At 45.0% G+C, this 3,622-nt stretch carries 2 protein-coding genes; both read right to left on the reverse strand.

What is annotated here, in order from left to right; genetic code table 11:
• A partial coding sequence (locus tag AB5Z09_RS20780; protein WP_368196123.1) for an HsdR family type I site-specific deoxyribonuclease occupies positions 1-2,861 on the reverse strand: 2,861 nt, incomplete at its 3' end.
• Positions 2,862-2,938: 77 nt separating this feature from the next.
• The coding region (locus AB5Z09_RS20785) for a restriction endonuclease subunit S (RefSeq protein WP_368196124.1) at positions 2,939-3,622 on the reverse strand (684 nt) is incomplete at its 5' end.

Here is a 3,622-nt window from a genome sequence, read left to right on the forward strand (position 1 = left end):
GCTTGGGCAAACTTGAAAAACTCATCAATGATGCTGGCCTTGTCGGTGATGTCATCCAGATTGGTTCGGTTAATAAAATCCACGATCAGGCTTTCTTTGGCACGGTTACCCACACTTGCCCGGATCAAACGACGGACTTCGTCGATCAGCTCTGCTTTGCTCTTATTCTTTTTGTTGTGTTCGAAAATCAGCGTCAGAATGTAATCAAGATTGATCTCTTGCGACTTCAGGAGGTCAATCTCAAACACCACATCATCCCAATCAATCGAAGATTTTTCCTGCTGAGTAGCAGCCTTCTCGCGACGTAGCCAATCGCGAATATCGTTATAAGTTGAACGGTAATCCTGGATCTTGCGCTCAGTTGGCAGTCTGATGGCTTGCATTGCGGCCAACTCATCATCGCTTAAATAGTGCTCGGCTTTAAACGTCTCGACCGCGTCGGGGTCGCTCATATCGACATGTTGCAGTGCTTTCAGGCTGGCAAATTCATCGTAATTTTGCAGCACATGCTCTACGCGCAGATACTCACCAAAGAGCTTGGCGAACTCTTTTTTGTCCTTCTCCAAAATAATCTCATCGGGGTTGGAGAAGCGCTGTTCCAGCTCTGCAACGACATCCATAAAACCACGACGGGCTTGCCCGGTGAGGAGGTCAGTAAAGCCTGCCATGTATTCCTGGTAGCTTTTTTCCAGAACAACATTCTTGGTATTTTTATCCCCAAACAGGGTAATGGCATCGATAGTTGCCTGTTCCAGATCGCGGAAGGTGACGATATTGCCAAAGGTTTTGGTGGCGTCATATATACGATTGGTGCGTGAATAGGCTTGGAGCAGGCCGTGATAACGCAGGTTCTTATCAACAAACAAGGTATTGAGTGCTGGGGCATCAAAACCGGTCAGGAACATCCCCACCACAATCAGCAGATCGATTTCCTTGGCCTTCACGCGCTTTGCCAAATCACGGTAGTAGTTTTGGAACCCGTTACTATCGACGCTGAAGCTAGTTTTAAAGAAAGCGTTATAGTCTGAGATGGCAGCGTTTAGAAACTCTTTGGCGCTGCTGTTCATGGCCGAGACATCGAAGCTCTCGTCCTGAATATCACCAATCGCGTCCTGCTCTTCATTCGCCGCGAAGGAGAAAATGGTGGCAAGCTTGAGCTGTTTGTCACGGCCCTCTTGCAGCTTGTTCAATGTTTCATAATAGAGCTTGGCGGCTTCTACACTGCTCACGGCAAACATGGCATTGAAACCCTGACTCCCTGCTTGTAAACGATGAGTCTTCTGGCGGTAGTTGTTCAAAATATACTGCGAGATCTCCCGAATACGTTCAGGATGCAACAACGCTTGTTTGTTATCAAACGCATTGAGTTTTCTCTCATCCTGTTCGGTCTCCATTGCTTTAAATTGAGGCCGTACATCGTTGTAATCCACCTTGAACTTGAGCACCTTTTCATCGCGAATCGCGTCAGTGATGACGTATGAGTGCAGCTCACGACCAAAGACACTGGCGGTTGTTTCCGCACCGAGGGCATTTTGTGGAAAGATGGGCGTGCCGGTAAAGCCAAATTGATAAAACTTCTTAAATTTTTTGTTTAGGTTCTTCTGCGCCTCACCAAACTGACTACGATGGCACTCATCGAAAATAAACACCACTTGTTTATTGTAGATAGGCAAGTCACTTTCACTTTTCATCAGATTATTGAGTTTCTGGATGGTCGTAACAATGATCTTGTTATCATCTTTATCCAGATTGCGCTTAAGCCCAGCGGTACTTTCTGAGCCATTTACGCTATCAGGTGAAAATCGCTGGTACTCTCTCATGGTCTGAAAATCGAGGTCTTTTCTATCTACCACGAAAAAGACCTTATCGATAAACTCCAACTCGGTCGCCAGGCGGGCGGCTTTAAAGCTGGTCAGCGTCTTGCCAGACCCTGTGGTATGCCAAATAAAGCCACCACTTTCAGGTTTGCTCCAGTGTTTAGCTTCAAAAGAGCTTTTTATTTTCTGTAAAATGCGCTCAGTCGCGGCGATTTGGTAGGGGCGCATGACCAACAAGGTATCACTGACATCAAACACGGAGTAATGCAGCAGTACATTTAGCAAGGTGTTTTTCTGAAAGAAGGTGGCAGTAAAATCTTTCAGGTCCTTGATTAGAGTGTTATCTGATCTCGCCCAGTTAATGGTGAAGTCAAAGCTGTTTTTATTACGTTTGGTTGTGTTTGAAAAGTAACGAGTGTCAGTGCCATTGGAGATCACAAACAGCTGGAGATACTTGTATAGCGAATGCTCGCTGTTAAAACTCTCTTTACTGTAGCGATGAACTTGGTTAAAAGCTTCGCGAATAGCTATACCACGTTTTTTAAGCTCAATTTGTACCAGCGGTAAGCCATTTACCAAAATGGTGACATCGTAGCGGTTCGCATGACTGCCTGTCTGTTCAAACTGCTTGAGTACCTGCACTTTATTACGAGCAACATTCTTTTTATCAAACAGAGAGATATTCTGAATGCGACCATCATCAAACACAAAATCGTGGATATAGTCATTGTGAAGTTTACGGGTTTTATCGACGATGCTGTCACTGGGTCTATCCAGATAGTTTTCGACAAAGCGTAGCCATTCATTTTCAGTAAACCGTACATTGTTGAGTGTTTGCAGCTGGTCGCGCACGTTGGCCAGCATGGCACCCGCGTTGTTTATATTGGTGGGGCATTCATAGCCCTGACTGATCAAATCTTGAAGCAACTCACGCTCCAGATCGCTTTCACTTTGATAGCCCTCAGCAACTTGGCAAACCTTTGTGTATTTATCAAGGACAATAAAGCGATTTGTCTCGGCAATAGGATTCGTGTAATCAACCATGTTGTTCTTCCTTTAACCATGGGCGCACTTCATTGATTTGGCGCCCTACCAATACATGTTGGACAAAACTGTTCATGTTACGCATCTACGGCTTCTGGCTTGGGGAAGCTCAGCAGCAAATCGCGGTAATATTCATATTGCTTCTGGCGCAGCTCGATCTCGCGGGGCAGGCCCTCAGTGATGGAATGGGTGAGAGCCTCGAATTTATCGAGGATGGCTACGATACGAGCTTGTGTTTCCGCGCAAGGGACAGGGATTCGATATTCCATGATTTTCCCTTTATCCCCACGTGGCATTTTTGCACCTTTCACGTGTTGCATGTTGTATTCAAAAAACTTGTCATCAGCTAAGACCTGATATAAGTATTTTGAGTCAAGTGACTCACTCGTTAGGCGAATGACTAAAACATCACCACTTGCCCCGCCATTTATGTCTGCATGCCATATCTTTTTTAAATAAGGTCTGATGTTTCCAATTAAAACATCACCATTTTTATATTCGATTAAATTGCCTTCAGTAGGAACGTAATTAGACTCGGTTTTTCCTGCTCGATTTTGAAGAAGGTTATCGACTCCTACGTAATTTTTTGAATCTACTTTTTCAGCGCTAATTCGTGCTTTTGCATACGTAGCGATTTCGCTTAATGCTACCCACTCAACGTCACCCTCTTCAAAACTCAACAACTGGTCACGATAGTAGTTGTATTGCTTTTTCCGTGAAGTAAGCTCGGTGGTAAGCTCGGTGGTAAGCGCAGTAAATGC

Source organism: Aeromonas sp. R2-2 (assembly GCF_040908355.1).
Taxonomy (GTDB): domain Bacteria; phylum Pseudomonadota; class Gammaproteobacteria; order Enterobacterales; family Aeromonadaceae; genus Aeromonas; species Aeromonas veronii.